This is a genomic window from Bradyrhizobium sp. MOS003, from assembly GCF_003020125.1.
Lineage (GTDB): Bacteria > Pseudomonadota > Alphaproteobacteria > Rhizobiales > Xanthobacteraceae > Bradyrhizobium.
In genome coordinates this window covers 420,992-442,344 of record NZ_PYFW01000002.1, presented here as the reverse complement: position 1 = coordinate 442,344, position 21,353 = coordinate 420,992, and the positions used below count along the sequence as shown (strand labels likewise).

At 65.4% G+C, this 21,353-nt stretch carries 24 protein-coding genes and 1 pseudogene; 17 read left to right on the top strand and 8 right to left on the bottom strand.

Annotated elements, in window-relative coordinates; all coding sequences use genetic code 11:
• Positions 1–41 precede the first annotated feature (41 nt).
• Complete coding sequence (locus C7G42_RS12560) at positions 42–1,022, bottom strand: Bug family tripartite tricarboxylate transporter substrate binding protein (RefSeq protein ID WP_106949709.1); 981 nt, start codon at positions 1,020–1,022, stop codon at positions 42–44.
• 181 nt (positions 1,023–1,203) lie between these two features.
• Here C7G42_RS12560 and C7G42_RS12555 point away from each other — a divergent pair, with 181 nt between their 5' ends.
• From C7G42_RS12555 to C7G42_RS12535, 5 genes are all read left to right on the top strand, one after another.
• Positions 1,204–3,018, top strand: coding sequence for a long-chain-acyl-CoA synthetase (locus C7G42_RS12555; RefSeq protein WP_106949279.1), 1,815 nt, complete (start codon positions 1,204–1,206; stop codon positions 3,016–3,018).
• 143 nt (positions 3,019–3,161) lie between these two features.
• A complete protein-coding gene (locus C7G42_RS12550) occupies positions 3,162–3,407 on the top strand; it encodes an acyl carrier protein (protein WP_015688794.1) in 246 nt (81 codons plus the stop codon).
• On the top strand, positions 3,394–4,776 hold the full coding sequence (locus C7G42_RS12545) for a class I adenylate-forming enzyme family protein (protein ID WP_199580867.1): 1,383 nt from the start codon (positions 3,394–3,396) through the stop codon (positions 4,774–4,776). The genes C7G42_RS12550 and C7G42_RS12545 overlap by 14 nt, the downstream gene beginning before the upstream one ends.
• Positions 4,769–5,491 carry an SDR family NAD(P)-dependent oxidoreductase gene (locus C7G42_RS12540; RefSeq protein WP_106949277.1) on the top strand — a complete coding sequence of 241 codons (723 nt, stop codon included), beginning with the start codon at positions 4,769–4,771 and terminating at the stop codon, positions 5,489–5,491. Before C7G42_RS12545 ends, C7G42_RS12540 begins: the two co-directional genes overlap by 8 nt.
• Positions 5,492–5,617: 126 nt before the next feature.
• Positions 5,618–5,827, top strand: coding sequence for a hypothetical protein (locus C7G42_RS12535; protein WP_106949276.1), 210 nt, complete (start codon positions 5,618–5,620; stop codon positions 5,825–5,827).
• 5 nt (positions 5,828–5,832) lie between these two features.
• Here the strand turns inward: C7G42_RS12535 and C7G42_RS12530 are convergent, their stop codons facing one another.
• Positions 5,833–6,231 carry a hypothetical protein gene (locus tag C7G42_RS12530; protein WP_106949708.1) on the bottom strand — a complete coding sequence of 133 codons (399 nt, stop codon included), beginning with the start codon at positions 6,229–6,231 and terminating at the stop codon, positions 5,833–5,835.
• A 222-nt stretch (positions 6,232–6,453) separates the two neighbouring features.
• On the opposite strand from C7G42_RS12530, the gene C7G42_RS12525 reads away from it, so the two are divergent.
• Positions 6,454–7,599 carry a DUF3095 domain-containing protein gene (locus C7G42_RS12525; protein WP_106949275.1) on the top strand — a complete coding sequence of 382 codons (1,146 nt, stop codon included), beginning with the start codon at positions 6,454–6,456 and terminating at the stop codon, positions 7,597–7,599.
• 136 nt (positions 7,600–7,735) lie between these two features.
• Here C7G42_RS12525 and C7G42_RS12520 read toward each other — a convergent pair whose 3' ends face one another.
• The 3 genes from C7G42_RS12520 to C7G42_RS12510 form a co-directional block, all read right to left on the bottom strand.
• Positions 7,736–8,170, bottom strand: a complete 435-nt coding sequence (locus C7G42_RS12520) for a DUF2147 domain-containing protein (protein ID WP_106949707.1) — start codon at positions 8,168–8,170, stop codon at positions 7,736–7,738.
• 108 nt (positions 8,171–8,278) lie between these two features.
• Complete coding sequence (locus tag C7G42_RS12515) at positions 8,279–9,664, bottom strand: MATE family efflux transporter (RefSeq protein WP_199580866.1); 1,386 nt, start codon at positions 9,662–9,664, stop codon at positions 8,279–8,281.
• Positions 9,665–9,745: 81 nt separating this feature from the next.
• A complete protein-coding gene (locus C7G42_RS12510) occupies positions 9,746–10,273 on the bottom strand; it encodes a GNAT family N-acetyltransferase (protein WP_106949273.1) in 528 nt (175 codons plus the stop codon).
• Between the two features lie 242 nt (positions 10,274–10,515).
• Between C7G42_RS12510 and C7G42_RS12505 the strand changes: the two genes are divergently transcribed.
• The 11 genes and pseudogenes from C7G42_RS12505 (at position 10,516) to C7G42_RS35280 (ending at position 18,498) form a co-directional block, all read left to right on the top strand.
• Positions 10,516–11,112 (top strand): superoxide dismutase, encoded by a 597-nt coding sequence (locus tag C7G42_RS12505; RefSeq protein ID WP_028139981.1) that lies wholly within the window; start codon positions 10,516–10,518, stop codon positions 11,110–11,112.
• Positions 11,113–11,371: 259 nt separating this feature from the next.
• The gene (locus C7G42_RS12500; RefSeq protein WP_106949272.1) at positions 11,372–11,932 is read left to right on the top strand and encodes a permease; all 561 of its coding nucleotides are present in this window, start codon (positions 11,372–11,374) and stop codon (positions 11,930–11,932) included.
• Positions 11,929–12,427 (top strand): annotated as a pseudogene (locus tag C7G42_RS12495) (hypothetical protein). The gene C7G42_RS12500 and the pseudogene C7G42_RS12495 overlap by 4 nt, the downstream one beginning before the upstream one ends.
• 44 nt (positions 12,428–12,471) lie before the next feature.
• Entirely contained in the window at positions 12,472–12,708 is a 237-nt protein-coding gene (locus tag C7G42_RS35765) for a hypothetical protein (RefSeq protein ID WP_106949271.1), read from the top strand.
• Positions 12,709–12,710: 2 nt separating this feature from the next.
• Positions 12,711–13,466 carry a metal ABC transporter ATP-binding protein gene (locus tag C7G42_RS12485; protein ID WP_199580865.1) on the top strand — a complete coding sequence of 252 codons (756 nt, stop codon included), beginning with the start codon at positions 12,711–12,713 and terminating at the stop codon, positions 13,464–13,466.
• A 6-nt stretch (positions 13,467–13,472) separates the two neighbouring features.
• Entirely contained in the window at positions 13,473–14,342 is an 870-nt protein-coding gene (locus C7G42_RS12480) for a metal ABC transporter permease (RefSeq protein ID WP_106949269.1), read from the top strand.
• 5 nt (positions 14,343–14,347) lie between these two features.
• A complete protein-coding gene (locus C7G42_RS12475; protein WP_199580864.1) occupies positions 14,348–15,211 on the top strand; it encodes a metal ABC transporter substrate-binding protein in 864 nt (287 codons plus the stop codon).
• Between the two features lie 54 nt (positions 15,212–15,265).
• Positions 15,266–16,306 carry a CobW family GTP-binding protein gene (locus C7G42_RS12470; RefSeq protein ID WP_106949267.1) on the top strand — a complete coding sequence of 347 codons (1,041 nt, stop codon included), beginning with the start codon at positions 15,266–15,268 and terminating at the stop codon, positions 16,304–16,306.
• The gene (locus C7G42_RS12465; RefSeq protein ID WP_199580863.1) at positions 16,306–17,325 is read left to right on the top strand and encodes a WD40 repeat domain-containing protein; all 1,020 of its coding nucleotides are present in this window, start codon (positions 16,306–16,308) and stop codon (positions 17,323–17,325) included. The genes C7G42_RS12470 and C7G42_RS12465 overlap by 1 nt, the downstream gene beginning before the upstream one ends.
• A 31-nt stretch (positions 17,326–17,356) precedes the next feature.
• Positions 17,357–18,073 carry an MgtC/SapB family protein gene (locus tag C7G42_RS12460; RefSeq protein WP_106949265.1) on the top strand — a complete coding sequence of 239 codons (717 nt, stop codon included), beginning with the start codon at positions 17,357–17,359 and terminating at the stop codon, positions 18,071–18,073.
• Between the two features lie 101 nt (positions 18,074–18,174).
• Positions 18,175–18,498, top strand: coding sequence for a hypothetical protein (locus C7G42_RS35280; protein WP_199580911.1), 324 nt, complete (start codon positions 18,175–18,177; stop codon positions 18,496–18,498).
• A gap of 110 nt (positions 18,499–18,608) precedes the next feature.
• Here the strand turns inward: C7G42_RS35280 and C7G42_RS12450 are convergent, their stop codons facing one another.
• The 3 genes from C7G42_RS12450 to C7G42_RS12440 all read right to left on the bottom strand — a co-directional run bounded on the left by C7G42_RS12450 (position 18,609) and on the right by C7G42_RS12440 (position 21,239).
• Positions 18,609–20,051: a homospermidine synthase gene (locus C7G42_RS12450; RefSeq protein ID WP_106949263.1), complete on the bottom strand. Its 1,443-nt coding sequence runs from the start codon at positions 20,049–20,051 to the stop codon at positions 18,609–18,611.
• Positions 20,052–20,115: 64 nt separating this feature from the next.
• Entirely contained in the window at positions 20,116–20,505 is a 390-nt protein-coding gene (locus tag C7G42_RS12445; RefSeq protein ID WP_106949262.1) for a RidA family protein, read from the bottom strand.
• A gap of 146 nt (positions 20,506–20,651) precedes the next feature.
• Positions 20,652–21,239, bottom strand: a complete 588-nt coding sequence (locus C7G42_RS12440) for a GNAT family N-acetyltransferase (protein ID WP_106949261.1) — start codon at positions 21,237–21,239, stop codon at positions 20,652–20,654.
• Positions 21,240–21,353 lie beyond the last annotated feature (114 nt).

Below are 21,353 nucleotides of genomic sequence, written 5' to 3'. Positions count from 1 at the left end.
CGCTGCTGAGCAATCGCGCGTGGTCTGCGCTACGGGAGACGCTATTCCTTCCTGATCCCCGATAGCTCCACGACCTTGCGCCAGCGACCGGTCTCGTCGGTCAGCATGCCGCCGAACTCATTGGCGGTGCCGTGCAGCGGGACAGCTCCGAGTTCGGCGATGCGGGCCTTGATGGCGGGATCGGACAGCGCGGCGTCGATCTCGCGATTGAGCAGGTCGACGATCTCGCGCGGCGTGTCGTGCGGGGCGCCGACGCCGTAGAACGAGCTCGTCTCATAGCCGGGCAGCGTGTCGGAGATGGGAGGCACGTCGGGCAGGATCTCGGAGCGCTCGCGCGTGGTGATGCCGAGCGCGCGCAATTTGCCGGCGCGCACCAGCTCGAAGGACGAGGTGACATTGTCGAACATGCCCTGGATCTGGCCGCTCATCACGTCAGTCAGGCCCGGTGCCGAGCCGCGATAGGGGACGTGAGTGAACTGCACGCCGGCCATCGACTTGAACAATTCGCCCGAGAGGTGCAGCGAGGTGCCGATGCCCGAGGAGGCGATCGATATCTTGCCGGAATTGGCCCTGGCGTAGCCGATGAAGTCGGCGACGGTCTTGACCGGCAGGTCGTTGTTGACGACCAGCACCAGCGGAATTCGCGCGACGCCGGCGACCGGCGCGATGCTCTTGGCGAAATCATACGGCAGCGCCGGATCGAACGAGGCGTTGATCGCGTTCGCGGTCGAAGTCAGCAGCAGCGTGTAGCCGTCGGGTGCCGAGGTGATCACGGCCTGCGTCCCGATATTGCTGCCGGCACCCGGCTTGTTCTCGACCACGAAGGTCTGGCCGAGCCGTTCGGACAGACGCTGGCAGAGTAGCCGCGACAGCACGTCGGTGGCGCCGCCCGGCGCATAAGGCACCACCCATTTCACGCTGTGCGAGGGATAGGAGGGGTTGCCGAGGGCAAAAGCGCGCGGCGCGGCGAGCGCGGCTGCGGCACTGGCGGCGGTCTGAAGGAAATGTCGTCTGGCGATCATGGTCTGCATCCCATTCTCGCCTTGCTATCGCAAAAATCACGCAACCGCGCACGCCGATCCCGCCGGCTTGGTAAAGGATCGCTAGAGTTAATCGCGTACTAACCGGGTTTTACCCTGTCTCTTAACACCTGGGCAAAGCGCGCGGGCTAAGCTTGGGAAGAGAGCAGACAGCCCCGAAAGCATGAACGGTATGACGACCAGTATCATCGAGCGCTCGAAAGCCGCGCGTGCGCCTTCGGCTTCAAAGATCTGGCTGAAGGCCATCGAGCTCACCGCGCGCATCGAGACGCTGCCGGGACGTCTGTTCGCCGACGTCATCGACGATTGGGCACAGCGCCAGCCCGACCGCGTCGCGCTGGTCACGGACGACGCAAGTCTCGACTACGAAGGCCTGTCGAAGCGCATCAACCGCTACGCGCGCTGGGCGCGCTCGGCCGGCGTTGCCAAGGGCGATACGGTCGCCTTGATCATGCCGAACGGCATCGATTATGTCGCGGCATGGCTCGGCATCAGCCGGATCGGCGGCGTGGCCGCGCTGCTCAACACCAAGCTGGTTGGACCCTCGCTCGCGCATTGCCTCGATGTCGCAAAGCCCTCGCATATCATCGTGGCGCATGAGCTGACGGAGATGCTGGAGACTGCAACGCCGCATTTGAAGACGCAGGCCAAGGTCTGGACCCATGGCGATGCCCGCAGCGAGCGCGCCATCGACGTCGCCCTCGCGGCGCTGGACGATGCTCCCATGTCGCCAGAGGAACGCGGTGACGTCACCATCGACGACCGTGCGCTGCTGATCTACACCTCGGGCACGACAGGCCTGCCGAAAGCCGCCAGCATCAGCCACCGCCGCATTCTCAATTGGGGCTTCTGGTTCGCCGGTCTCACAGGCGCGAGCCCGCAAGACCGGCTCTACGATTGCCTGCCGCTGTTCCACTCGGTCGGCGGCATCGTCGCGCCGTGCAGCATGCTCGCCGCCGGCGGCTCGGTGGTGATCGCGGAGAAATTCTCGGCCTCGCATTTCTGGTCCGACATCGTGCGGCATGACTGCACGCTGTTTCAATATATCGGCGAGCTCTGCCGTTATCTGCTCAAGGCGGCACCCTCGGAATATGAGAACCGGCATCGTCTCCGCCTCGTCTGCGGCAACGGCCTGCGCGGCGACATCTGGGAAGACTTTCAGGCGCGCTTTGCCATTCCGCGTATCCTCGAATTCTATGCGGCGACGGAAGGCAATTTCTCGCTGTTCAACGTCGAGGGACAGCCGGGCGCGATCGGCCGCATCCCGCCGCTGCTGGCGCATCGCTTTCCGGCAAATCTCGTCAGGCTCGACCCCGACAGTGGCGTGCCGCTGCGCAACGAAGAGGGGTTTTGCCTCGCCTGCGCCCGCGGTGAGGCTGGCGAGGCCATCGGCCGCATCGGTACCGCCGATGAAGGCGGCGGCCGCTTCGAGGGCTACACCGATGCAGGCGAGACCCAGAAGAAGGTTCTACGCGATGTCTTCGCGTGGGGCGATGCCTGGTTCCGTACCGGCGACCTGATGCGGATCGACGACAAGGGCTTTTTCCATTTCGTCGATCGGATCGGTGACACCTTCCGCTGGAAGGGCGAGAACGTCGCGACCTCGGAGGTGAACGACGCGATGCGCGACTTTACCGGCGTGGTCGACGCCACCACCTACGGCGTCAGCATTCCCGGGGCGGACGGCCGCGCCGGCATGAGCGCGATCGTCGTCAATGAGGGCTTCGACATCGCGGCATTGCCCGCATATCTGGCGCAACGCCTGCCGGCCTATGCGCGCCCGGTCTTCATCCGCATCTCCAGCGAGATCGATGCGACCGAGACGTTCAAGCAGAAGAAGGGCGACCTCGCACGGGAAGGCTTCGATCCTGCCGCGATGTCCGATCCGCTATTCATGGCAGACCCGAAGTCCGCGGCCTATGTGGCGTTGGATACGGAGGCCCATGGGCGGATCGTGGACGGCTCGATCAGGCTGTAGATCTCGCCAAAAATCCGCAGATAGGTCCAATTTTATCTGAATTGTCCAAGAAGCCATTTACTTCTCTCGGGTAAACAAGCGCCCCATGGGGAGGCGGCCAGCAAGAGCCGCCGCAACACCAACGATAATAAAGCGAGCCAGCCATGTCGGTAAGGTCTAAGGTCATCGAGGCGATCCAGCAGATCGCCAAAGAGCAGCACGTCACGCTTCCCGCACTCTCGGACGATCTGTCGCTGCACGAGACGGGTTTCGACTCGCTCGCCTTCGCCATTCTGGTCGCGCGTCTCGAGGACGAGACCGGCGTCGATCCCTTCACCATTTCCGAGGACGCAGCGTTTCCCGCCACGGTGGGCGATTTCGTGCGGGCCTACGAAAATGTCCCCGCGTGAGATCTTCGCGCTTCGCGACCATCTCGGCGCGGAGCTGACCGGCCGTACGCTGTCCGACGCGAACGTCTGCGTGTCGCTGACCGATATCCTGTCGCAGACGGTCCTGGGCGGCCGCCTGCGCGAATTGTCCGGCCGCTCCGTGCTGCTCAAATTGTCCGATCAGCTGCGGTCGGGCCTCGCGATGATCGAGCTCGACGGCATCGCCCGTCGCATGCTGCTGTGCCCGCCCGACCTGAATCCGGCGCATCTGGATGCGTTGATCGCCGATGCCGGAATCGACGCCGTCTTCACCGACGAGCCAGATCGCTGGGCCGGCACAGGCGTCCCGCTCATCGTCACCGCGCAATTGCCGCTCGAAGCCACCGCGCCGGCCAAGACCGAACGCGCGACGGAATGGCTGATGCTCACCTCAGGCACCTCAGGCGTGCCTAAGATCGTCGGCCACACGCTGGACGCGCTGACCGGTGCGATCGTTGCCGAAGGCCCCGCACGGGGACCAGCGCCGGTCTGGGCGACGTTCTACGACATCCGCCGCTATGGCGGCCTGCAGATATTCCTCCGCGCCGTCCTTTCCGGCGGCTCGATGGTGCTGTCCGACCCGCACGAGGCGCTCGGCGATCACGTCGCGCGGCTGAAGGCGCGCGGGGTCTCGCACATCTCCGGCACCCCCTCGCACTGGCGCAAGCTCCTGATGAGCGGTTCGGCCGCGCAGTTCACACCGGGCTATGTCCGCCTCTCCGGCGAAATCGCCGACCAGGCGGTACTCGACGGGCTGAAGGCGTCATTCCCCAATTCCTCCGTCGGTCATGCCTATGCCTCGACCGAAGCCGGTGTCGGTTTTGCCGTCAATGACGGGCTGGAAGGCTTTCCGGCCGACTATCTCGGCAATCGCAATGGCGTCGAGATGAAAGTGGTCGACGGTTCGCTCCGTATCCGTTCGACGCGTACCGCACATGCCTATGTCGGCCGCAATGCCGCCGCGCTCACCGATGGCGATGGATTTGTCGACAGCGGCGACATCGTCGAGCTGCGCGGCGATCGCTACTATTTCGTGGGCCGCCGCGGCGGCATCATCAATATCGGCGGGCTGAAGGTCCATCCCGAAGAGATCGAAGCGGTCATCAATCGCCATTCCGACGTGCGGATGTCGCGGGCCAAATCGCGCAAGAGCCCGATCACCGGCGGCATCGTCGTCGCCGACGTGATTCTCGCCGAGGGCACCGATCCCGCCTGCGCGAAGGAGATCCGCGAGCAGATCCTCGATCAGTGCCGCGCGCAGCTCGCGTCTCACAAAGTGCCGGCGGTGATCCGCTTCGTCGAGACGCTCGACGTCACCCCGGCCGGAAAACTGGCGCGCACCGATGCATAATGTCCTCGTCACCGGCGGCAGCCGCGGCATCGGTCTTGCGATCGGCAGACGTCTGGTCGGCGCCGGCTACAACGTGATCGCGGCGGCGCGGCGCGAGAGCGACGAGCTCAAGGCGGCGATTGCCGAGTCGAGCGGGCGCCTGCATTTCCGCGCCTGCGATCTTGCCGTGATCGACGCCATTCCGGCGTTCGCAAAACTCGTGCGCGACGAATTCGGCCCGACCTACGGCCTCGTCAACAATGCCGGCCTCGGCACCGAAGGCCTGCTTGCCACCATGCACAATTCCGAGATCGAGGCGCTGGTGCAGCTCAACGTGCTGTCGCCGATCATCCTCACCAAATACGTCGCGCGGCAGATGATGGCCGACGGCGCCGGCCGCATCATCAACATCTCCTCGATCATCGCGACCACCGGCTACAACGGCTTGTCCGTCTACGGCGCGACCAAGGCGGCTGCCACCGGCTTCACCCGCTCGCTGGCGCGGGAGGTCGGCAAGCTCGGCATCACCGTGAACGCGATCGCGCCGGGCTTCATCGACACCGAGCTCACGCACAGCCTGTCCGACGAGGCGCGCAAGCGCATCGCCGGCCGCAGCGCGCTGCGCCGCCTGCCGGAGACAGACGACGTTGCGCGCATGGTGGAATATCTCCTGGGAGAGGGCGGTCGCAACGTCACCGGGACCGTCTTCACCATCGATGCGGGAAACACGGCGTAAGCGGAACCCCGCCGCCACAATTGAATTGATCCGGCACAATGACACTCAGCCGGATTTGGTCATAAGATGCCCCGCAATCGATTGGGTTACGTCAATCGATCTGCCCTAATCGACAGGGAGCAGTCCATGACCATGCCCAACGTAACCGCTTCAGGTCAGGGCCGGACGGAGCAATCGCGCGGCAAGCCGGACGACGTCCGTTGCCCGCCGATGACGCATCAGAATTCCGGTGATCACGGCCACGAAATGTATCCGCAGCAATTCGTACGCCTGGTCGGCTGCCACGATGCGGCTCTCGATAGCTTGCGCAAGCGCCAGGACGAGAAGCTGCACTAGCTATCTCACGTCCGGTGCTTCGGCGGGTCCTTCGGCAGGTCGATTCGCTCGTGTGAAAATTCCGGCGGCCCTTCGGTGAGGCGGCGGATGCGGCGCTCGCGTTCGTCGGCCGGCAATGCCGGATCGAGCAGCGCCTTGATCTCGTGGACTGCGATCTCTTCGATCCTGGTGGCGTCCGATGCGATCGGGTGCGCCAAGGAGAGGACCGAGGGCGCCGTCTTCAGACCCAGCTCGATCAGCTGACAGATTGCATCCGAGCGGGTCAGCTGATGTGACTCAGCCCAGGCATCGACGGCTGCCGTCAGTTTTTCGGGCATCTTCACCGCGCTGATCGGGTCGATGCCCGTGCGCCGGCGGACCGGAGAGGCGGAGTCGTTGTTGCCGAAGTCGGACACCTCGATCATCCCATGCAACCCTTGGAGTTGAGGACGATAGCCGCTCTTCCCGGCCGGTCGCTTGATGCCGATCAATGACACGCTGCGGCATTGCAACGCGGCCGCGTCCTGTCGTTGCCGCATCTTGTTGTCCTGGCCCGTTTCGGCCAATGATTACAGAAGCCCGCGGCCGGCGACCCGGATCGATCCCGCTACGTATTTGTTTTGCATTCCAACCATACGGCATCCCGGATGACCTCAGGCGAATCCTTCTATGGCGGCATTCCGGTCTTCCGCGGCTTCACCAGCCTGATGGATCCGGCGCTCTATGCGCCGCTGCCGGACGACTGGAGCATCGGCGTTGCCGACATCGTCGATTCCACCAAGGCGATCGCGGCGCAGCGCTACAAGGCGGTGAACATGGCCGGCGCCGCCGTGATTGCGGCTGTGACGAATGCATTGGCAGGCCGCGAATTCCCCTTCGTGTTCGGCGGCGACGGCGCCAGCTTTGCGGTTGCGCCAGGCGATCTCGAATCCGCGCGCGAGGCGCTGGCGGCAACCGCGACCTGGGTGCGGGAAGATCTCGATCTGACGATGCGCGTCGCGCTGGTGCCGGTCAGCGCCATCCGCGCGCAGGGCCTCGACGTGCGCGTCGCGCGCTTCGGGCCGTCCGCGAACCTGTCCTATGCAATGTTCTCGGGCGGCGGGTTCGCCTTCGCCGATGCCGCGATGAAACGCGGCGAGTTTGCCGTGCCGGAAGCCCCGGCAGGCACGCAGCCCGATCTCTCGGGCCTGTCCTGCCGCTTCGAGGTGATGCCGGCCTCGCGTGGGCTGATCCTGTCGGTTCTGGTGATGCCGGCGCGCGGCGCCGACCCGCATGCCTTCCGCAAGGTGATCGAGGACATCGTTCATCTCGTCGAACGCAGCCCGGACGGCGCGCGCCCGGTGCCGTCGCAGGGACCGCCGCTGAAATGGCCGCCGCAGGGGCTGGAATACGAAGCCCGCACCAGGCGCGGTGGTCCGCTGCTCGCGCGCCGCGCCACCGTGCTGGCCTACACCATGTTCATCTATCTGGTCATGCGCTTCAACCTCAACGTCGGCGGCTTCGTGCCGAATGTCTATAAACGGCAGGTGGTCGAGAATTCGGACTTCAGGAAATATGACGATGGCCTGCGCATGATCCTCGACTGCACGCCGCAGCTCGAACGCGCGTTGAGCGATCGTCTGGCGGCAGCTGCGCGCGAGGGTATCGTGCGCTACGGCCTCCATCAGCAGGACGCCGCCATGATGACCTGCTTCACGCCGTCGGTGCTGCGCAGCGATCATGTCCATTTCATCGACGGCGCACGAGGCGGCTATGCCTCGGCCGCGACGGCGCTGAAGGCGATGATGGCGTGAAACATTCTCGTGTCCCGGACGCGCCGCGGAACGCAGTGACGCTGCGCAGAGCCGGGACCCACACAGCAATGGGCCCCGGCTCTGCAGCGCATAACTACGTGCTGCGCTGCGTCCGGGGCACGAGAGTGAATCGAACTCAGCGCCCGGCCCGCGTCCAGGTCTCGCCGCCGCAGAGCGCGCCGACGCAGCCTTCGACCCGCAGCGAATCCGCTCCGGTCACGGAGATGCTGCTGGCATAGGTGCTGCCGTCGTCGGCATTGTAAATCTGGCCGGACCATTTGTTCGGACCGGACGGCTGCATGCCGCTGAACAGCGGCAAGCCGATCATCGGGCGTCGGGCGAGCTCGCGATTGGGATTCTTGCTGTCGGTGGCGGGCTGGCCGGTCGCGGTATCGTAGGGCTCTCGCAGCCAGGCGACGACGCCGCAGATACCGCCGCCACACTTGCTGATCTTGACGCGCGCATCGCCCGCCTGGGTCAGCCAAGTCCCATCGGCGCTCTGCGCATGCGCGGCCGGCGCGCCGAGCAGCGCAGCGAGAAGGATGATGAGAGCGGCGAATCTGGACGTCATGGAGAAGGCCTCGAAAATGGAGCGCCTCCATAGCAGCCCGGCGGGATAGTGCAACGCCGGCAGGAATCACATTCCTGCGTTCCTTTGCCTGCGTTCATTGACCTGCGATCATTTGTCCCAGCGCGCGAAGGCGACCGAGGCCGCAGTCGACAGGCCGAACACCGCCATGGCGCCGCCGACCAGCGCGAACAAGGTCCAGGCCGGCGCCTGCGCCGTCATCAGGATTACGCCGCCGATGGCGACGATCAGAAGCCGTGCGGTGGAAGCGAGCACGGGGCCGCCGACGCGCGCGGCGCCTTGCGAGGAGAAGTAGAGCGATACGCCGATGCCGAAGAACACGAAGGTCGGGCCGGCCCAGTGGAAATAGCTGTGCGCGGCGGCGGTGACGCCGGGATCGCGCGTAAAGAGTGCGACCCACAGCGATGGAGCGAGCGCGACAGCGAGCCCGATCAGACCGACCGTCAATCCGGAAGCTGCAGCGGCGGTCCAGGCTACACGCCGGGCGCGCTTCACTTGTCCGGCGCCCATCGCCATGCCGACCATCGGCACCGAGGCGATGCCGAAGGCGAAGGTGATTGGGATCAGCAAGAATTCCAACCGCGAGCCGATACCGTAGCCGGCCAGCATCTCGGTGCCGAAAGTCGCGAGGATCTTGGTGAAGATCAGAATGGTAAGCACGGTCTGGAGCGGCGATAGGCAGGCCACCGCACCAACCTTGAGGATGTCCAGGAACATCCCGCGCTCGAAATGAAATGCGCGAAGATTCAGCGGCAGCCGGCTGCGGCCGGACGCGAGATACCAGAGGAAGAAGATCGCGGCGCAGGTGAACGCGATCAGCTGGCCGCTGGCGACGCCCGGCATGCCGAACGCCTTCACGCCGAACAGGCCGAGCCCCAGCGTGCCGCCGAGCGCGATCTGCAGCACGCTCGCCCCGATCAGTGTCATCGAGGGCAGGCGCATGTCGCCGGTGCCGCGGATCACCGAGGCCAGCGTGTTGACGAGCCAGATCGCGACCGCGCCGGAGAACAGCACCTGGGAATAGCCGCTGGCTTCCTCGAGCACGCGATCGCGTCCGCCGAGCAGCGCGAAGAACGAGCGGCCGAAGGCGAGCATCATCACCGTGAAGAACAGCCCGCCGCAGAGGCCGATGATGGCGGCATGCAGCGCCAGCGTCGCGGCGCGGTCGCGATCCCCGGCGCCGAGCGCGCGGCTGATCGCGGACGAGACGCCGCCGCCCATCGCGCCGGCGCTCATCATCTGCGTCAGCATCGCGAACGGAAACACCAGCGCGATCGCGGCCAGCGGAATGGTGCCGAGCCGGCCGATATAGGAGGTCTCGGCGATCGCAACCAAAGTGCTGCCGACCATCGCGATCATGTTGGGGATCGCGAGCCGAAGCAGCGTCGGCAGGATCGGCGCGCTCAGCAGGCTGGCGATCGGGGAGGCGACCGGCGCAAGCGGCGGGACGGCGTCTAAGGGGGCGTCGATCGTCATGTTCACCGGGCGGAATATTGGATGATGACCGACATATTATAGGGCATGAGGCGGCCCGCGCAGCCCTCGCTCACGCAGGGCTCACCAGGGCAGGCCGCATAGGTCGATGGTGCCCAGCGTCGGCGCGCGGACGATGTTGAAGACAAAGGGCGCCATGTCGGTGAAACGGATTCGCCCCTCCGGCTGTTCGCAGTAGACCTCCCCGTTGAAGGGCAGCCAGCTCCGGGTCTGGTAGAACGAGAAATTGTGGGGTTCGCAGAACAACAGCGCGAAGCGGACCGCCTCGTTGGCGCGCATGGTATGAACCGCCGCGTCGATCGCCACGGTCGCATAGCCGCGGCCGCGCCGGTCTTCGCGGGTGCAGACCCCGCCGATGCCGCCGATATGGACCTTCTGCCCATTCCAGGTGACGGTGCGGAAATAGATGCCGACATGGCAGACGAGGCCGTCCTCGGGCGTCTCGATCAGCACGCGCAAATCGGCATTGGCCCATTTGACGTGGGCCCAGGGCTTGTTCGCAATCTGTTGCGGACCCCAGACCGCCTGATGCAGCGGCTCCGCGATTCGCCACGAGGCGTCGCCGTTCAGAATGTCGATCTCGATGCTCATGGCTCTGTCTCTCGCAACGCGGCTGCGCGGTCCATTCGTTCTGTCATAACCGCTTCAAAGGCAATGAGATTTTGCGCCGGCTGACCGGCTTGGGTTGATCGCCGCTCTGTGCGGCGAAGTTGTGCAATCCGGCCAAGCCGTCCCATCGCGCCTTTTCGCAAATTGGCGGTATTTAACGGCGCCGGAACCTTCTATAAGAGTCCCCGTTAAGCCAGTTCCCCATCAGTCGCGGACAACATCCCATGACCTTCACGCTGCCCCCCCTCCCTTACGCCTATGACGCCCTCGGCCAGTTCATGTCGAAGGAGACGTTGGAATTCCACCACGACAAGCATCATCAGGCCTACGTCACCAACGGCAACAACGCGCTCAAGGGCACCGAATGGGAAGGCAAGTCCCTTGAAGAGATCGTCAAGGGCTCGTTCGGCAAGAACCCCGCGGTGTTCAACAATGCCGGCCAGCACTACAACCACATCCACTTCTGGAGCTGGATGAAGCCCAATGGCGGCGGCACCAAGCTGCCGGGCAAGATTGAGAAGAAAATAAACGAGGACCTCGGCGGCTTCGAGAAGTTCAAGACAGACTTCCAGGCGGCCGGCGTCGGCCAGTTCGGCTCCGGCTGGTGCTGGCTCCAGGTCAAGAACGGCAAGCTCGAGATCTCCAAGACCCCGAACGGCGAGAATCCGCTGGTGCACGGCGCCACCCCGATTCTCGGCTGCGACGTCTGGGAGCACTCCTACTACATCGACTACCGCAACCGCCGCCCCGATTATCTCAAGGCGTTCGTCGAGAACCTCGTGAACTGGGAATACGTCGAGTCCCTGTTCGAGAAGGCGTAAGCGTCATTCCGGGACGCGCGAAGCGCGAGCCCGGAATCTATCGGGCGTCAGCCCGAGCGGATACATGGATTCCGGGTTCGGCTTCGCCGCCCTGGAATGACATAAAGGGCGGTCGCATGCGCGGCCGCCCTTTTGCTGTGCGGAATTGATTGAACGAGTCCTGCACGGTACGCGCATCAGCCTGTGATGGTACCGTTTGCATCGAACGGACGCCGCCCTTAATCAGGACGGGCATCACCCTCGATCCGACCCGAGCCCGTTGTCAGAACATTCCCCGAAGAACCCGGCGCCTGCCGAGGACGCGGAGTCCGAGCCGCGGCCCGGCCGGGTCCGCAAGCCGATCGGCTGGTCAACCATCGTCATCGCAGCGCTGGTCGCGGTGAGCGCGGCGCTGGTCTGGCGGCGTGACGGCACCGACGGCGTTCTCGACATTCTCACTCACGATCTTTCACTGTTCTCAGGCATCCTGCCGCACGAAAAAGTCTCGCGCGCGCTCGGGCCGAAATCCGGCCTGAAGGGACTTCTGATCGGCACCGCCTTCGGCGCGATCCTGCCGGGCGGGCCCTTCACCGCTTATCCCGTGGCGAGCGCGCTGCTCGCGGTCGGCGCCGATTTCGGCGCCACCATCGCCATGGTCGTGAGCTGGACCCTGATCGGCTATGGCCGGGCGGTGGCCTGGGAAATCCCGATCATGGGCACCGATTTCACGCTGTGGCGGATTCTGATCTCGCTGCCGTTGCCGGTGCTCGCCGGCGCGCTCGGCCGCTTCGTCTATGTCCGGCTGTATCCGCAGCCCGAGCCGAAGGACAACGAGACTTGAGCGCCGCGCTTTTCATCGACATCCTGCTGTGGGGTTCGGTGTTCGGCGTCGGCCTGATCGCCTTTCGCCGCGGACCTCCGGTGTTCAAGGCCTCGCTGCGCGAAGGCTCGATGGATTTCATCAACATCGTGCCGCGGATCGCGCTCGGGGTGATCGGCTCCGGCTACATCGCCGCCATCATCCCGCAGGAGGTGATCACCGGCTGGCTCGGCCCGGACAGTGGCTGGCTGGGTGTCGCGACCGCCGTGATCGCCGGCGCGGCCACGCCCGGCGGACCCGTGATCGGCTTCTCCATCGGCACTGTGGCACTGAAGTCGGGTGGCGGGGTGCCGCAGGTGGTCGCCTATGTCGTCGCCTGGGCCCTGTTTGCCTTCCAGCGGGTGATCTTGTGGGAAATCCCGTTCATGCCGGCCCGTTTCGTCTGGTTCCGCTGTGCGGTGTCGGCCATTTCCGTTCGTGGCGGCCGCCATCGCGATGGTGATCGGGAAGCCCTGAGCCCGGCGTGGACAGGGGTAATGTTATAATATAACGTCTTTGGCATGGTTCCCGCCGCGTCTCACACCCATCATCATGACCATGCCGACGGCCACTCCCACGGCCACGTGCATGCACACGGGCACGACCACAGCCACGCCCATGTCCACGACGCTGCCTCCCCGCATCCCGCCCAAACGGCGCACTGGTCGATCCTGCGCATGACCATGGCCGCACGCCTCGCCGCGGCGCTCGCCGTCTGTGCCGTGCTCTGGGGCGTGGTCTTGCTGGCGATGAGGTGACCGTGGCAGCACTGCATTTCAACAATGTCACGCTCGGCTACGATCGGCACCCGGCCGTGCATCATCTCAACGGCGAGGTCGCGCGGGGCGCGCTGGTCGCCGTGATCGGGCCGAACGGCGCCGGCAAGTCGACCCTGCTGCGCGGCATCGTCGGCATCCTCCGGCCGCTCGACGGCAGCATTCATCTCGGCGGGCTCGACTCCCGCGATATCGCCTATCTGCCGCAGAGCGCGGAGATCGACCGCAGCTTCCCGATCTCGGTGTTCGACTTCGTCGGCACCGGGCTGTGGCGCGGGACCGGCCTGTTCGGCGGCATCGGCAAGGCCGCGCGCGGGAAGATCCTGGGCGCGATCGGCGCCGTTGGCCTCAACGGTTTCGAGAACCGCCCGATCGGCACGCTGTCGGGCGGCCAGATGCAGCGCGTGCTGTTCGCGCGCGTGCTGTTGCAGGACGCTTCGCTCATCGTGCTGGACGAGCCCTTCAACGCCATCGACAGCAAGACCACGACCGACCTGCTCGCGCTGGTGAAGCACTGGCACGGCGAGGGCCGCACCGTGCTGGCCGCGCTGCACGACATGGAGATGGTACGCAACCATTTCAGCGAGACGCTGGTGCTGGCGCGCGGCCCCGTCGCGTGGGGCCCGACCGCGGAAGTGCTGACGCCGGAAAACCTGCTGGTGGCGATGCGGATGTGCGAGGCGTTCGACGACACCGCCGCGGCCTGCGCAGGCGACGATATCAGCTCGCGGGCGGCGTGATCACCGATGCTCTATGACGCGCTGATCGGCCCGTTCACCGAATTCGAGTTCATGCGGCGCGCGCTAGCCGCCGTGATCGCGCTGTCTCTGGCGGGAGCGCCGATCGGCGTCTTCCTGATGCTACGGCGGATGAGCCTCGTTGGCGATGCCATGGCGCATGCGATCCTGCCGGGCGCCGCCGTCGGCTTCCTGCTTTCCGGCCTCAATCTGTTCGCGATGACGGCGGGCGGCCTGATCGCCGGCTTTGCGGTTGCGATCCTCGCCGGCGTGGTCGCGCGCTCGACCGGGCTGAAGGAGGACGCCTCGCTCGCAACCTTCTATCTGGCCTCGCTGGCGCTCGGCGTCACCATCGTCTCGATCAAGGGCACCAACATCGACCTGCTCCATGTCTTGTTCGGCAACATCCTCGCGATGGACGACCAGACGCTGCTGGTGGTGGCCTTCAACGCCACGGTGACGCTGCTGGTGCTTGCGGTGATCTACCGCCCGCTGGTGATCGAGAGTGTCGATCCCTTGTTTTTGCGCACTGTGAGCCGCGCCGGAGGTCCCGCGCATCTCGCCTTCCTGGCGCTGGTCGTGGTCAACCTCGTCAACGGCTTTCAGGCGCTCGGCACGCTGCTCGCGGTCGGCCTGATGATCCTGCCGGCGGGTATCGCGCGGTTCTGGTCGCGTGATCTCACCGTTATGATCTGCATCGCGGTGGTCGCGGCTGCGATCTCGGGCTATGCCGGCCTCGTGCTGTCGTTCCAGACCCGCGTGCCCTCGGGCCCTGCGATCATCCTGGTGGCGACCATGCTCTACATCGTCTCCGTGCTGTTCGGCCGCGTCGGCGGCATCGTCCGGCAGCTGTTTCCCGGCCGGCATCTGGAAGCGTGACGGCGATGCGGCTCATCCTGCTTTGTGTGCTGTTGCTGGCTGCCTCGCCGCTGCGCGCCGCGGAGCGGCTCAACGTCGTCGCGAGCTTCTCGATCCTCGGCGACTTCGTCCGCACCATCGGCGGCGACCGGGTCAACGTCACGACGCTGGTCAGCCCCGACAGCGACGTCCACGTCTACACGCCAGCGCCGAGCGATGCGAAGCGGATCGCTGATGCGAAGCTTGTCGTCGTCAACGGGCTCGGTCTCGAAGGCTGGCTGCCGCGCCTCGTGCAATCCTCCGGCAGCAAGGCAACAGTCGTCACCGCGAGCGCCGGTATCACGCCGCTGAAGCTCGGCGCGGCCGCCGATCCCCATGCCTGGCAGTCCGTCCCCAACGCCAAGGTCTACGCGACCGATATCGCCAAGGCGCTGGCCGTGGCCGCCCCTGATGATGCGGAGTTCTTCCGGGCCCAGGCAAAAGCCTATCTGGAAAAGCTCGAAACCCTCGACCGCGAGGTCCGCGAGGCCGTGGCCAGGATCCCCCCGGACCGGCGCAAGGTGATCTCGACCCATGACGCCTTCGGCTATTTTTCCGCCGAATACGGTGTCCGGTTCATCGCCCCCTTGGGGGTCTCCACGGAAACCGAGCCGAGCGCCCGGGACATCGCGGCCATCATAGGCCAGATCAAGGCCCAAAAAATACCGGCCGTGTTCCTGGAAAATATCAGCGATGACCGGCTGATCCGGCGGATCGCGGCGGAGACCGGCTCAAAAGTCGGGGGGACCCTGATTTCGGACGGTTTGACGGGCGAAAAGGGGCCTGCACCCACTTACATTGATATGGTCAGGCACAATATAAAGGCCCTGACCAGCGCGCTTGACCACTAGGGCAGGGGCCACCCCGCCTCGCGTCGCGCGAAAAAGCCCGATGTCGGAGTTGTTATGTCTGAAGCGTCCCAGAAAATTCCCGTGACCGTCCTGACCGGCTATCTCGGTGCCGGCAAGACCACGCTCCTCAACCGCATCCTGTCGGAGAACCACGGCAAGAAATACGCCGTGATCGTCAACGAATTTGGCGAGATCGGCATCGACAACGACCTCATCATCGGCGCCGACGAGGAAGTGTTCGAGATGAACAACGGCTGCATCTGCTGCACCGTGCGCGGGGACCTCGTCCGCATCATGGACGGCCTGATGAAGCGCAAGGGCAAGTTCGACGCCATCATCGTCGAGACCACCGGCCTCGCCGATCCGGCGCCGGTCGCCCAGACCTTCTTCGTCGACGAGGACGTGCAGAAGAATGCGCGGCTTGATGCCGTGGTCACGGTGGCCGACGCCAAATGGCTGTCCGACCGGCTCAAGGACGCGCCCGAGGCCAAGAACCAGATCGCCTTCGCCGACGTCATCGTGCTGAACAAGACCGATCTCGTCAGCAAGGGCGAGCTCGCCGAGGTCGAGGCCCGCATCCGCGCCATCAACCCCTATGCGAAACTCCACCGCACCGAGCGCTGCTCGGTGGCCCTGGCCGACGTGCTCGACCGCGGTGCCTTCGACCTCGACCGCATCCTCGAGATCGAACCGGATTTCCTCGAGGCCGACGATCATGACCACGACCATGATCATCACGGCCACGACCATCATCACCACCATGATCACGGCCACGGTCTGAAGCACTATCACGACGAGGACATGCAGTCGCTGTCGCTCAAGACCGACAAGCCGCTTGATCCGAACGTGTTCATGCCCTGGCTGCAGAACCTGGTGCAGGTCGAGGGCGGCAAGATCCTGCGCTCCAAGGGGATCCTCTCCTTCCACGACGACGATGACCGCTACGTCTTCCAGGGCGTCCACATGATGCTGGAGGGCGACCATCAGCGGAAGTGGAAGGATGGCGAGCCGCGCCAGAGCCGCCTCGTCTTCATCGGCCGCGAATTGCCGGAGAAGGCCATCCGCGAGGGTTTCGAGAGCTGCATCGTCTCGTGATGAAAGAGTTTACGCCGGCCCCCGATTCCGCCTCGATCGTCTCCGTCACCGATCGCGTCAAGCCCGTTGCGCTCGGCATGGGCGTGACCTCGGCGCATTTCCTCGGAGATCGCGCCGTCTTCGTCGGCGGCGAGGAGAACGTCGCGTTCGTCGATGACAAGGGCGAGATCAGCACGGTCGCTGTTCACAGTGGCGGTATTCTCTCCACCGCCTGCGACGGCAAGCGCCTCGTGATGGGCGGCGACGACGGCAAGGTCGTCGCGCTCGACGCCAAGGGGGAGGTGACGCTGCTCGCGACCGACCCGAAGCGGCGCTGGATCGACGCGGTGGCGCTGCATCCCGACGGTGCCTATGCCTGGTCGGCCGGGAAGTTCGCTTTCGTCAAGAGTGGCAAGAACGAAGAGAAGTCGCTCGAGGTGCCCTCGACCGTCGGCGGCCTCGCGTTCGCGCCCAAGGGGCTGCGCCTCGCGATCGCGCATTACAACGGCGCGACGCTGTGGTTTCCCAACATGGCGGACTCGGCTGAATTCCTGCCCTGGGCCGGCTCGCATCTCGGCGTCACCTTCAGCCCGGACAACAAATTCCTGGTCACCACGATGCACGAGTCGGCGCTGCACGGCTGGCGCCTCGCCGATAACAGGCACATGCGCATGACCGGCTATCCCGGCCGCGTCCGTTCGATGTCCTGGAGCGCGGGCGGCAAGGGGCTCGCGACCTCGGGCGCAGACACCGTCATCGTCTGGCCGTTCGCCAGCAAGGACGGCCCGATGGGCAAGGAGCCCGCGATGCTGGCGCCGCTGCAGGCGCGCGTGTCCGTGGTCGCTTGTCATCCGAAGAACGACATCTTCGCCGCCGGCTACAGCGACGGCACCGTGCTGATGGTGCGGCTGGAGGACGGCGCCGAAATCCTGGTGCGCCGCAACGGCACGCCGCCCGTCGCCGCGCTCGCCTGGAACGCCAAGGGCACCCTGCTGGCGTTTGCGGATGAAAACGGGGACGGCGGGCTGCTGGAGCTTTAATCTGTCATCGTTCTGACCGTATAGGGGGACCATGCGGTTTCTGACGACGTTCCAGTTCGCCGATTTCGCCGACACGCTGGTCAGCCTGTTGACGGCCTTCGTGCTGGGCACGCTGATCGGCGCCGAGCGGCAATACCGGCAGCGCACCGCGGGCCTGCGCACCAATGTGCTGGTCGCGGTCGGCGCGGCCGCCTTCGTCGATCTCGCCATGCATCTGACGGGCTCCGATGGCGCGGTCCGGGTGATCTCCTATGTCGTATCCGGCATCGGCTTCCTCGGCGCCGGCGTCATCATGAAGCAAGGCATGGACGTGCGCGGGCTCAACACCGCGGCGACGCTGTGGGCCTCGGCTGCGGTCGGCTCCTGCGCCGGCGCCGACATGGTCGCGCAGGCGGCTGCGCTGACCGTGTTCGTCATCGCTGGCAACACCATGCTGCGTCCGCTGGTCAACGCCATCAACCGCATCCCGCTGAACGAGAAGGCCTCCGAGGCGACCTATTACTTCAAGCTCGCGGTCGCCACCGAGGCGCTCCCCGATATGCGTGATCGTCTCGTCGAAAAGCTGGAGGCTGCGAAATATCCGGTGGCCGATATCGAAGTCGTCGAGATCGGCGAAGACAATCTGGAGATCGTGGCCAAGCTGGTCGCAACGGCGGTCGATCCGAACGAGCTGAACGCGGCTGCAACCGCTCTCCAGCACCTGCCGGGCGTACGCCACGCCACCTGGGAAGTCAGCACCTCGGACTGAGCGCGGCGTTTTGGCGCGCGAACGGGCGGTTCCCGCTTGAGCTGTTACGGAACCGCGGCCCGGCGACTTCGTTGATATCGCGGACAAAGGCGGTGATCGACATGCTCGGCAATGACAAGCGCAGACTGAAACTCGACTTCATGATCGCCTGCTCGATGCTTGCGGCCGGCGTCGTGATATCAGGGGTATCGATCGCGCAGATCCGCGCTGAAGGTCGCGTGGAGCTAGCGCAGGCTACGCAGCCGCTCCAGGGCACACCGTCCGACGATCAGAACAAGCCTGCCGAAGCCAAGCCCGGCGGCGACCGGCCGACCACGCCGGCTCCAGAACCGGCGCGTCCCGATCCGCAGACGCAGGGCGCGGCGAAGCCGGCATTGCCTCCGGCGCCGGCCGAGAAGATCGCGCCGCCGATCGAGAAGAAGTAGGGAGTTCGCGCTAGCAGCGTCTTGGCCGGGCTTGTCCCGGCCATCAATGTTTTTGGCGTGCCGCGAGTCGAGTGGATGCCCGAGGACAAGCCCGGGCATGACGGCGGTGATTACCGCACCAAGATATTCCTGAACTGCCAGGGATCGCTGGTGTCGATATCCTCCGGGAATAGGCCCGGCCGGTCCGTCAGCGGCGTCCAGTCGGTGTAAAAACCCTTCACCGGGCCGAGATAGGGCAGCTGGATTTCCAGCAGGCGATCGAAATCCATCTCGTCGGCTTCGACGATGCCCTCGTTCGGGTTCTCCAGCGCCCATACCATGCCGCCGAGTACGGCGGAGGTCACCTGCAGGCCGGTGGCGTTCTGATAGGGCGCGAGCTTGCGGGTTTCTTCGATGGAGAGCTGCGAGCCGTACCAATAGGCATTGTTGTCGTGGCCGAACAGCAGCACGCCGAGCTCGTCGATGCCGTCGACAATCTCGTTCTCGTCGAGGATGTGGTGCTTCTCCTGCATCTTGGCGGCGCGGCCGAACATTTCGTGCAGCGACAGAACGGCATCGTCGGCCGGATGATAGGCATAGTGGCAGGTCGGCCGGTAGACCGCATTGCCCGAGGCGTCGCGCACGGTGAAATAGTCGGCGATCGAGATCGACTCGTTGTGGGTGACGAGGAAGCCATATTGCGCGCCGCGGGTCGGGCACCAGGTCCGCACGCGCGTGTTGGCGCCGGGCTGCATCAGATAGATGGCTGCGCCGCAGCCGGCTTCGTGGGTCCGCGCATTCTCGGGCATCCATTTCTCGTGGGTGCCCCAGCCGAGTTCGGACGGCTGCACGCCTTCCGACAGGAAACCTTCCACCGACCAGGTGTTGACGAAGACGTCGGGCTCCTTCGGCCTCTTGGAGCGCTGGGTGTCACGTTCGGCGATGTGGATGCCCTTGATGCCGGCCTGCCGCATCAGATCCGCCCATTCGGCCTTGGTCTTGGGCTTGGGGGCGTTGAGCTTGAGGTCAGCGGCGACATTGAGCAGCGCCTGCTTGACGAAGAAGGAGACCATGCCGGGATTGGCGCCGCAGCAGGAGACGGCCGTCGTCGAGCCCGCGGGGCGTGCGCGCTTGGCGGCCAGCGTCGCTTCGCGAAGCGCGTAGTTGGAGCGCGCCTCCGGGCCCTTGGAGGCATCGAAATAGAAGCCGAGCCAGGGCTCGTTGACGGTGTCGATATAGAGCGCGCCGAGCTCGTTGCAGAGCTCCATGATGTCGGTCGAGCCGGTATCGACCGAGAGATTGACGCAAAAGCCCTGGCCGCCGCCTTCGGTGAGCAGCGGCGTCAGCAACTCGCGATAATTGTCTTTTGTCACGCCCTTCTGGATGAAGCGCACATTCTGCTTCTCGCAATGCGCCTTGCGGCCCTCGTCCTTGGGATCGATCACGGTGACGCGCGACTTGTCGTAGTCGAGGTGCCGCTCGATCAGGGGCAGCGTGCCCTTGCCGATGGAGCCGAAGCCGACCATGACGATGGGACCGGTGATCTTCGCGTAGATCTGCGAGGCGGGGCTCATGGGATGGTTCTCCGGAACGTGCTGGCAAACAATGGCGAGGGGATGGATCAGGCGCTGCGGCGCTTTAGACGCCGCGGCGCTTGGCGGTGACTTCGATCTCGACTTTCATCTCGGGCTTGGCGAGGGCGCTGACGACCAGCAACGTCGCCGCCGGCCTGATGTCACCCAGGACCTCGCCACAGACAGCGAAGTGAGCGTCTATGGTGCTGGCGTCGGTGACGTAGTAGGTCGCGCGGACAATATCGGCCATCTCGAATCCGCCCTCCTTCAGGGCGGCTGCGATGGTCTTGAAGCAGTTGCGTGACTGGCTCGTGACGTCTGATGGCATCGTCATCGTCGTGTAGTCATAGCCGGTGGTGCCCGCCACGAAGGCGAACTCGCCGTCGATCACGGCGCGGCTGTAGCCGACGGTCTTCTCTAGCGGAGAGCCGGTGGAGATCAGGCGACGGGACATGTTTTGGACCTCGACTGAAGGGGGTGTTTCGCGGGGTTAAAGGGCGTTTCCGGGGCTCACGCAACCCCGAAAGAACGGGCGTCAGTCCGGGCGCAACTAGCCATTGCCGCTTTACGCGGCTCGGTCGTCGCCATCATGGCAATCCCTCAGGCCGCGCGCGCCTGGAGGGGACGAACCGACCTCCGTTTGGACAGCGGCGCGCCGGTCGGCACAATCATCCCCTCGGCGCCGTCGAGCGCGCCGCCGGTGAATTCGATCGCAAGCAGACGGTCGCGTTCGAAGGGGCCGGGCAGCGAGAGCTCAGCCGTCTTCTCGTCCGAGAAGCCGAAGCGGGCATAATAGGGGGCGTCGCCGAGCAGGATGACGGCTTCATGCCCGCGCGCCCGGGCGGCGGCCAGCGCTTGATGCATCAGCGCGGCGCCGATCCCGAGCTCGCGGCAGGCAGGATCCACCGCCAGCGGTCCGAGGACCAGAGCGGGCCTGCCTCCGGCGCTGACGTGCCACAGCCGCACGGTTCCCACGAGGTTGCCCTCGCGCACCGCCGACAGGGCAAGCCCCGCGGCAGGTGCGCGACCGTCGCGCAGGCGCTGGCAGGTGCGGCCGTGGCGGTTCTCGCCAAAGCAGGCATCGAGCAGCGCTTCACGCACAGCGACGTCGGCAGCACGCTCCGCGCGGATCACGAACGGAGCAGCTTTCGAGGTGAGGGCGATCTGTGGCTTCCGAGGAGCAGTCATGGCGCGTCAGTCCCCGCTTGAATCCGTGCGCCACCGGCGCGCGGGCTCAAGCGTCATCAGAATGGCAATGTCAGGGGAGGAGCCGGCAAGCCGGCTCCCGGGTTCGTCAGGCCT

What these genes read in the sequence shown, in the direction of transcription:
- C7G42_RS12555 (WP_106949279.1), top strand. Translation starts at nt 1,204, where the DNA reads ATGAACGGTATGACGACCAGTATCATCGAGCGCTCGAAAGCCGCGCGT.
- C7G42_RS12515 (WP_199580866.1), bottom strand. Translation starts at nt 9,664, where the DNA reads ATGACGATCGACGCCCCCTTAGACGCCGTCCCGCCGCTTGCGCCGGTC.
- C7G42_RS12460 (WP_106949265.1), top strand. Translation starts at nt 17,357, where the DNA reads ATGCGGTTTCTGACGACGTTCCAGTTCGCCGATTTCGCCGACACGCTG.
- C7G42_RS35765 (WP_106949271.1), top strand. Translation starts at nt 12,472, where the DNA reads ATGGTTCCCGCCGCGTCTCACACCCATCATCATGACCATGCCGACGGC.
- C7G42_RS12550 (WP_015688794.1), top strand. Translation starts at nt 3,162, where the DNA reads ATGTCGGTAAGGTCTAAGGTCATCGAGGCGATCCAGCAGATCGCCAAA.
- C7G42_RS12505 (WP_028139981.1), top strand. Translation starts at nt 10,516, where the DNA reads ATGACCTTCACGCTGCCCCCCCTCCCTTACGCCTATGACGCCCTCGGC.
- C7G42_RS12540 (WP_106949277.1), top strand. Translation starts at nt 4,769, where the DNA reads ATGCATAATGTCCTCGTCACCGGCGGCAGCCGCGGCATCGGTCTTGCG.
- C7G42_RS12440 (WP_106949261.1), bottom strand. Translation starts at nt 21,239, where the DNA reads ATGACTGCTCCTCGGAAGCCACAGATCGCCCTCACCTCGAAAGCTGCT.
- C7G42_RS35280 (WP_199580911.1), top strand. Translation starts at nt 18,175, where the DNA reads ATGCTCGGCAATGACAAGCGCAGACTGAAACTCGACTTCATGATCGCC.
- C7G42_RS12510 (WP_106949273.1), bottom strand. Translation starts at nt 10,273, where the DNA reads ATGAGCATCGAGATCGACATTCTGAACGGCGACGCCTCGTGGCGAATC.
- C7G42_RS12530 (WP_106949708.1), bottom strand. Translation starts at nt 6,231, where the DNA reads ATGATCGAGGTGTCCGACTTCGGCAACAACGACTCCGCCTCTCCGGTC.
- C7G42_RS12545 (WP_199580867.1), top strand. Translation starts at nt 3,394, where the DNA reads ATGTCCCCGCGTGAGATCTTCGCGCTTCGCGACCATCTCGGCGCGGAG.
- C7G42_RS12480 (WP_106949269.1), top strand. Translation starts at nt 13,473, where the DNA reads ATGCTCTATGACGCGCTGATCGGCCCGTTCACCGAATTCGAGTTCATG.
- C7G42_RS12535 (WP_106949276.1), top strand. Translation starts at nt 5,618, where the DNA reads ATGACCATGCCCAACGTAACCGCTTCAGGTCAGGGCCGGACGGAGCAA.
- C7G42_RS12470 (WP_106949267.1), top strand. Translation starts at nt 15,266, where the DNA reads ATGTCTGAAGCGTCCCAGAAAATTCCCGTGACCGTCCTGACCGGCTAT.
- C7G42_RS12450 (WP_106949263.1), bottom strand. Translation starts at nt 20,051, where the DNA reads ATGAGCCCCGCCTCGCAGATCTACGCGAAGATCACCGGTCCCATCGTC.
- C7G42_RS12525 (WP_106949275.1), top strand. Translation starts at nt 6,454, where the DNA reads ATGACCTCAGGCGAATCCTTCTATGGCGGCATTCCGGTCTTCCGCGGC.
- C7G42_RS12520 (WP_106949707.1), bottom strand. Translation starts at nt 8,170, where the DNA reads ATGACGTCCAGATTCGCCGCTCTCATCATCCTTCTCGCTGCGCTGCTC.
- C7G42_RS12560 (WP_106949709.1), bottom strand. Translation starts at nt 1,022, where the DNA reads ATGATCGCCAGACGACATTTCCTTCAGACCGCCGCCAGTGCCGCAGCC.
- C7G42_RS12445 (WP_106949262.1), bottom strand. Translation starts at nt 20,505, where the DNA reads ATGTCCCGTCGCCTGATCTCCACCGGCTCTCCGCTAGAGAAGACCGTC.
- C7G42_RS12465 (WP_199580863.1), top strand. Translation starts at nt 16,306, where the DNA reads ATGAAAGAGTTTACGCCGGCCCCCGATTCCGCCTCGATCGTCTCCGTC.
- C7G42_RS12475 (WP_199580864.1), top strand. Translation starts at nt 14,348, where the DNA reads ATGCGGCTCATCCTGCTTTGTGTGCTGTTGCTGGCTGCCTCGCCGCTG.